The organism is Mesorhizobium sp. M7A.F.Ca.CA.004.04.2.1, from assembly GCF_004022825.1.
Taxonomy (GTDB): domain Bacteria; phylum Pseudomonadota; class Alphaproteobacteria; order Rhizobiales; family Rhizobiaceae; genus Mesorhizobium.
Genome location: NZ_RZPH01000267.1, coordinates 1 through 6,249 on the forward strand (window position 1 = coordinate 1; position 6,249 = coordinate 6,249).

The following is a 6,249-nucleotide window of genomic DNA, read 5'->3' on the forward strand; positions in this document are numbered from 1 at the left end:
ATCTAGGGGAGCTCAATATGAAACGTTCTGCAAGACTGCTTGTTTCCGCTGCGACGCTGTTGCTGGCAGTCGGGTCGACGGGGTATGCCGCCGACATCATCGACGGTCCGACGGGCGACTATTGCCGTGTCGTCGGCACCTCCAACCTGGTGCTGAACGACAACATCGTCGATCTGAAGCAGGAGGTTGTGAAGTTGATGGACGAGTCGGTTGCCGTCGCCAACAGCTCGGAGTGGATCAACTCGTCGCGGCCCGTCTTCGTCTGGGCGTCGGAGGCCAAGGTCGCTTGCGGCAAGGCCTATGGCTACCTGAAGACGAACTACAAGGACGAAGACTACCTCAACAAATGCGAGTGTTTTCACGATCGCATGGTCGAGTACATGCACTGACCGGATAGCCACGCCTGTTGGCCATCATGACAGCCGACGGATCCTTCCTGAAGGCGGTCGCGGGTGCGATCGTGTTGTTTGGCTTTGTCCAAACGGTCACGCCGGCCAGTGCCAACTGGCTGGAACGACCATCCGTGAAACCACAGCTTTCGTCCGGACTGAAGCAACCGGTGCGCTGTGATCCGGCCACGGAGTGGACCCGGCAGGCTTTCAAGGCATTTGCGAGTTGCCAGGCATCGATCTATGGCCTGGAGCCGATGCTGGCGCATGCGGTGATGGAGATCGAAAGCGGCTTCGATCCCGACGTGCAAGGCGGCGACGGCGAAGTCGGCCTGATGCAGGTGATGCCGGCGACGGCCAGAATGCTCGGCTTTCGAGGTTCCCTGGACGATCTGAGCGCGCCGGCGGCCAACATCGCGCTGGGGGTCAAATATCTTGCACAGGCCAACAGGCTCGCCGCGGGCGATCTGTGCACCACCGTCATGAAATATCGCGCCGGGCACAATGAAAGCCGGTTCTCGGCCCTTTCGGTCCGCTACTGCCAGCGTGCGCGGGCAATCCTGGCAAGGGAAGGCTTTGAAGTGACCGGGCCTTTGCCGGTGGCGACGTTCGGCTTTTCCGCATTTTCGCCGGGCGGAGAGGGCGGAGCCCCTGCCCAGGCAAAGGGCGTTTGCGTGCGCCGCGTGTTCGTGCCGGGGCCGCGATACATGAAATGCGCCGACTATCGAAGTGCCGGGCAAGCAAGGCAGATCAGGGCGCTCAGAGGCAGGCTCTTCGGCGGCTAAAAGAACTACAGACGGCACTGCAAGTCCGCCGTAACATGCGTTGAAGACCAGACCGGGAACAATATCCGGCGGCACATAGGGGTGGAGCATTCATGGAAGCTGGCCGACAGGTCCACTGTCCGCGGACATGGGCAATCGCCTTGGCGCTCGCCGCGATCGTGTCGGGCTGCCAGTCGAAGGGCGGCGTGTCCGAAGTGCTCGATCCGGCGACGATTGCCGCGCCTGCCGGGCAGAACGGCGCCGCCGGTGGCGGTCCCGTCCAGGCGACCCAGTCGCTGGGTACCGGTTCGACCAAAGTCACGATGCTGCTGCCGCTGTCCGCCCCCGGAACGGCCGGGGAAAACGGCAGGAAGATGCTCGATGCGACCAAGCTGGCGATGACGGATATCGGCAACGGATTGCTGACGCTGACGATAGAGGACACCAAGGGCGACAGCGCGCAGGCCAGCAAACTGGCGGTAACGGCCATTACGACGGGATCGAAAGTCGTCATTGGCCCGACCGAGCTGCCGGCAGCCCAGCATATTGCCACGCTTTCGGGATCGAAGCGGCCACCGGTTCTGGCGCTTGCCGACAATTTCGCCGGCGGCGCCGGGGTCTATGCCGTGCTCCTTGGCGAAGCCGACAGCGCCGCAGCCGGCGCCGCGGGACTGGCCGCGAAAGGCAGCAAGAAGTTCGTACTGCTTGTCGCGGACAATCCAAACGCCGGCGCCATGGAGAAGCGGGTCGCAAACAGCCTCAGCATCTACGGCGCGGCGCTCGCGGTCACTCTCCGATATTCTGCCGGCGACGGTGGCGCGAAGGCGATCGACGAAATGGGCTCACTCGTGGACGCCCCCGACGCCGTCATTGTCGCCAGCGGCAATGGCAGTCCGGCGCCCATCCTTGCCGCCCTCAAATCGAAGGGCATTCCGGGAAAGACCATCTCCGTCGTCGGAACGAACCGTTGGCTGGAGCACCCCATGGATCCGCTCTTCGAGGGGGCGTTTATCGCCACGCTCGATCCAAGTGAAACCGGGCCGATCGCCGACCGCTTCAGGACGACATACAACTATCCGGCCGACGTCAATGTGGCCTATGCCTATGATATGGTTGCCTTGACGGCAGGGATTGCCAGCGCGGTCGGGCCTGATGGCTTCAGCAAGAAAGTTCTCGAAAATCCAAACGGCTTTCGTGGCTCGACCGGCCTGTTCCGGTTTCGGGCCGACGGATCCAGCCAACGCTCGATGCCGTTCTATCGGATTGAAAAAGGTGCGCTCAAGCTGGTTGCCAAATCGACGTCGGGTTTCTGACCGGCGCAAATCCCCGAGATCCTGTTCAAGCTGATGGGCAGGCGGGGCCGCAGCCGCTTGGCGATCGCACTCGGAAGCATCCTGCTTCTGGCCGGGATACTGCTGATCATTCAAGGCGGGGCGTTGCTTTCGGTCGATCGGCCTGTCCGTGCCCCGTCGCCGGATGTTGGCGATACCCGGCCTATCCGGCCGGTTGCCCCGGTTGCCGACGCACAACGCCTGGAGCCGGCGCGCAAGGTTGCTCAAGACCTGATCGCTCCGCCACGGCTTGATCCCGCTGAGATCGAAAGGGCCGAGCCCCGTCCGCCACTCAGCGAGCTCGGTCTCGCCGTGCCCCCGAAAACGCCAATGCCCGGGGATTGGCGGGAGGTCTTGCTCTACCGCCCGATTGCCACATCGTCGGCGATGTTCGAAGCCATGGGCCGCAAGGTGGTCATCAGCGGAGTGCGGGGCATCGATCTCGACAGCTCCTGCTCGTTTCATGACGTCACCTGGCCTTGCGGCCTTCGCGCACGCGCCGTTTTCAATTCCTGGTTGAGGGGACGCGCGCTGCACTGTTTCGTACCGCCGGACGTCGAGCGTTTTGCCGTCGCCGCACCGTGCAGGCTGGGCAAGCAGGATGTCGGCGCCTGGCTTGTCTCCAACGGCTGGGCCACGGCGCTGCCGAGCGGCATCTACGGCAAGGCGGAGGCGACAGCCCGAAAGGCTGAGATGGGCATATTCGGCCCGGCGCAATAGCCTGCCATTCATTCCCTGATGTTTTGTTTGTTAACCGCCACGGGCGCAGCCTTGATGGGGTCATCACGCAATCGATTAAATTGCAAGCTTCCTTGAAACTGAAATTGCAACACACCGGCCTTATACCAGCCCAACCACAGGAGATCGGCCAGTGATAAAGACTATGGCGAGCACCACCGACCAGGCATGGAAAAGCGTCGCTTTGCTGACCTTTCTGGGAACCGCTGCAATCCTGGGCGTTTCCGTCGGCCTCAATTATCTGCTCCTGTTCTCCGAGGCGCTGACGCCATTTGGGCGCAGCATGATCACGGCAATCCTGTTGCCCGTTGTCCTTGGCGTTCCGCTTTTTCTGTTCGTTGGATTAAAACGGATCGAGCTTCGTCGCTATCGCCGGGAACTCGACAAGTCGGCAACCTTCGACACCATGACCGGCTGCCTGAACGGAGCGGTCTTCACGTCGATGGTCGAAAAAAGAACGGCACGGCCGTCGGTACCGGGGCCGAAATCGGGCGCCTTCCTGGTCATCCATTCGGAACATCTGCGGTCCATCAACCTGCGCTTTGGTCTTGAATGGGGCGATCAGGCCTTGCGGCTCATAGCCTCGACCATACAATCGTCGGTGCGTGCGGAGGATCTGGTTGGACGCATGGGGACGTCGATGTTCGGGGTTTTCCTCGCCGGCGCGACCGAAGCAGAAGCCAGGGAAATCGGCGAGCGTATCCGGGCGCGCATCGCGCAAGTCTATTTCGCGCCAAAAGGGACCGAGGATGCCCTGACCGTCAAGGTCGGCGGCGTGGTGTTCGAAAACCAGGTGGAGTTCGCGGACATGTTCCGGTCCGCCGAGCAGCGCATGGCCGGCGTCCAGGACGGAGCCGCGTTTGAACTGACGCATCTCCATAGCTGACAATCGCTGGGAGCCAGAGCCATTCGGAACCCAGGGGAACTGTCGGACGCGGCCGCGGTTACGCTGAGGACGGGGTAGCCCGTGAAGACGCCGCCCAGGTTTCGGCGATGGCGACGATCGCGGCGTTGATCGGTCCGCTCGGGATCGCCGGCATCACCGAGGCGTCTACGACAAAGGCATTGTCGAAGCCGTTCAGCCGCAAGTCAGGATCGACGACGGCCTCAGTGTCACGACCCATCCGGCACGTGCCGGCCGGATGGTGATGGGTGGAAGCAGCCCTGGCGATGAAAGCATCGAGTTCGGCATCGGACTGAACCGGTGCGCCTGGCAGGATCTCCATATCGCGCCATTCGCCCAGAGCCGCATGATGGCCGACCATGCGCGCCCGCTTCAACGCCATCCTGAATGTCGCGCGATCGTGTTCGGTTTCGAGGTAATGCGGGTCGATGACCGGCTTGTCATTGCGACCAGGCCCGCTCGGTGTGATGCGCCCGCGGCTTGTTGGATGAGTGACGCCGCACAGGATGGTAAAGGCCGAGCCATAAAGCGGGGTCTTCAGGCCCTCGGCCGCCGACGGCGCGACGACGCAGGCCAGCACGATATCGGGACTTCCCGTGGAGCGGGTCGGGTCATCGCTGTGCAGGTACATCAGCGATTCGGAGTGCTGCAGGCGGGAAGGCGGCACCGGCTTCTTCGTGCTGTAGACATTGCCGAGAGCCAGCAGATGATCCTGCAGGTTGCGGCCGACATCGTCGCGATCGGCAAGGCAACGTATGTCAGCTTGCTTCAGCGTATCGGGACAGCCAATGCCCGACCGCATGAGGATGAGCGGCGTGGATACTGCGCCGGCGCAAAGGACGATCCGGTCGGCGCAGAGCGTTCCGGTCTGGCCCCCGCACACCACGCTCACGCCCGTGATCTTGTGGCCGTCCAGCACCAGGTGCTCGACCTCGTGGCCGGCAAGCAAGGTCAGGTTCGGCCGCGCCATGACCTGCGACGACAGATAGGCGTCGGCGACGCTCAGGCGCTTGCCGTCACGTATGTTGAGTGAATTGGGACTAGTGCCGACCAGTTCGCCGCTGTTGTGGTCGCTCAGGGCGGGAGCACCCATGGCGCGCCCGGCGGCGATGTAGGCCCGCACGACCGGACTGACTTCGGCGTCCGGCAGATAGACGTCCAGCGGGCCACTCATGCCGCGTGTCGGCCCGTCGAAGGCAGTGAAGGCTTCGCTGCGGATGAAGCCCGGCAACAACCCCCGATAGGACCAGCGCTCGCCGCCAGCTTGCGCCCAGGGTTCGAAATCATCGGCATGGCCGCGGACATAGGCCATTGCATGCAGGCAGCTCGAGCCGCCGACGATCCTGCCGCGCGGCCATTCATGGACGCGGTTGGCGGTGAAGGGCTGGGGCACGGTCCGGTAGCTCCAGTCGTAGGCGCGGCCCTGAAGCATCGTCCATTTCAGCGGATCGGCGATGTCGGGATCGGCCGGCATCGCCCCGGCCTCGACGAGGCCGACCTGGCACGACCGGTCTTCACTGAGCCGGCTGGCAACAACCGAGCCGGCGGATCCCGCACCGATCACCAGCACGTCGAAATGACGTTTCAATTTGAAATTCCCCGCACAGGCTCACTATCGGAAGCTGATACGATCACGCGGCAAAGGCGCCGGCATTCGACCGTTCCATGATCTGTCTCTGCACGGACAAAAGGTGCGTGCGCATTGCGGCCTCTGCCGCTTCGGGATCGCGCTGCGAGATCGCTTCGGCGATCAGGCGATGCTCGCCGTCGCGGTGGGCGATCCGCTTGGGGCAGGTGGGGGCTGCGGTGCGCGCAACTTTCACCCGCGCATCGACGCCGACCTGGCGCAGCATCTTGTAGAATTCCGCGGCGAGATGGTTGCGGGCCGCGGCAACGATCGCGAGATGGAAAGCGAAGTCGACCTCACCCGACGGGGCGTTCTCCGGCGTGGTTGCCGCGTCGAGGATCCGCGCCGTCTCGAAAGAGGAGGCGCGCAGCGACGCCAGTCGGGCAAGGCCCGGCTCCATGATCAGGCGCAATTCCAGGACCTCGATCGGATTGGTTACCCTGACCAGTTCCTCGCCATATCTCGGAAGGGCGGTCGGCGCCCGCCTGGCGCGCGC

At 63.5% G+C, this 6,249-nt stretch carries 7 protein-coding genes; 5 read left to right on the forward strand and 2 right to left on the reverse strand.

Annotation, left to right across the window (positions count from 1 at the left end; translation table 11 throughout):
- The first annotated feature begins 17 nt into the window (after positions 1 to 17).
- From EN893_RS14210 to EN893_RS14230, 5 genes are all read left to right on the forward strand, one after another.
- The gene (locus EN893_RS14210; protein ID WP_127270682.1) at positions 18 to 389 is read left to right on the forward strand and encodes a hypothetical protein; all 372 of its coding nucleotides are present in this window, start codon (positions 18 to 20) and stop codon (positions 387 to 389) included.
- 26 nt (positions 390 to 415) lie between these two features.
- A complete protein-coding gene (locus EN893_RS14215) occupies positions 416 to 1,174 on the forward strand; it encodes a transglycosylase SLT domain-containing protein (RefSeq protein ID WP_127270683.1) in 759 nt (252 codons plus the stop codon).
- Between the two features lie 92 nt (positions 1,175 to 1,266).
- Positions 1,267 to 2,466 carry an ABC transporter substrate-binding protein gene (locus tag EN893_RS14220; RefSeq protein WP_127272575.1) on the forward strand — a complete coding sequence of 400 codons (1,200 nt, stop codon included), beginning with the start codon at positions 1,267 to 1,269 and terminating at the stop codon, positions 2,464 to 2,466.
- A gap of 372 nt (positions 2,467 to 2,838) precedes the next feature.
- A complete protein-coding gene (locus tag EN893_RS39230; RefSeq protein WP_245456788.1) occupies positions 2,839 to 3,204 on the forward strand; it encodes a thermonuclease family protein in 366 nt (121 codons plus the stop codon).
- A gap of 151 nt (positions 3,205 to 3,355) precedes the next feature.
- Positions 3,356 to 4,108, forward strand: a complete 753-nt coding sequence (locus tag EN893_RS14230; protein ID WP_127267697.1) for a GGDEF domain-containing protein — start codon at positions 3,356 to 3,358, stop codon at positions 4,106 to 4,108.
- Positions 4,109 to 4,166: 58 nt separating this feature from the next.
- On the opposite strand, the gene EN893_RS14235 is transcribed toward EN893_RS14230, so the two are convergent.
- Together EN893_RS14235 and EN893_RS14240 are read right to left on the reverse strand one after the other, a co-directional pair.
- The gene (locus tag EN893_RS14235) at positions 4,167 to 5,714 is read right to left on the reverse strand and encodes a GMC family oxidoreductase N-terminal domain-containing protein (RefSeq protein ID WP_164748746.1); all 1,548 of its coding nucleotides are present in this window, start codon (positions 5,712 to 5,714) and stop codon (positions 4,167 to 4,169) included.
- Positions 5,715 to 5,757: 43 nt separating this feature from the next.
- Positions 5,758 to 6,249 (reverse strand): FCD domain-containing protein (locus EN893_RS14240; RefSeq protein ID WP_164900852.1); only part of this gene is annotated, 492 nt, incomplete at its 5' end.

Bases quoted from the DNA above. Each gene is read 5' to 3' on its own strand.
- EN893_RS14215 (WP_127270683.1), top strand. From the start codon at position 416: ATGACAGCCGACGGATCCTTCCTGAAGGCGGTCGCGGGTGCGATCGTG.
- EN893_RS14220 (WP_127272575.1), top strand. From the start codon at position 1,267: ATGGAAGCTGGCCGACAGGTCCACTGTCCGCGGACATGGGCAATCGCC.
- EN893_RS14210 (WP_127270682.1), top strand. From the start codon at position 18: ATGAAACGTTCTGCAAGACTGCTTGTTTCCGCTGCGACGCTGTTGCTG.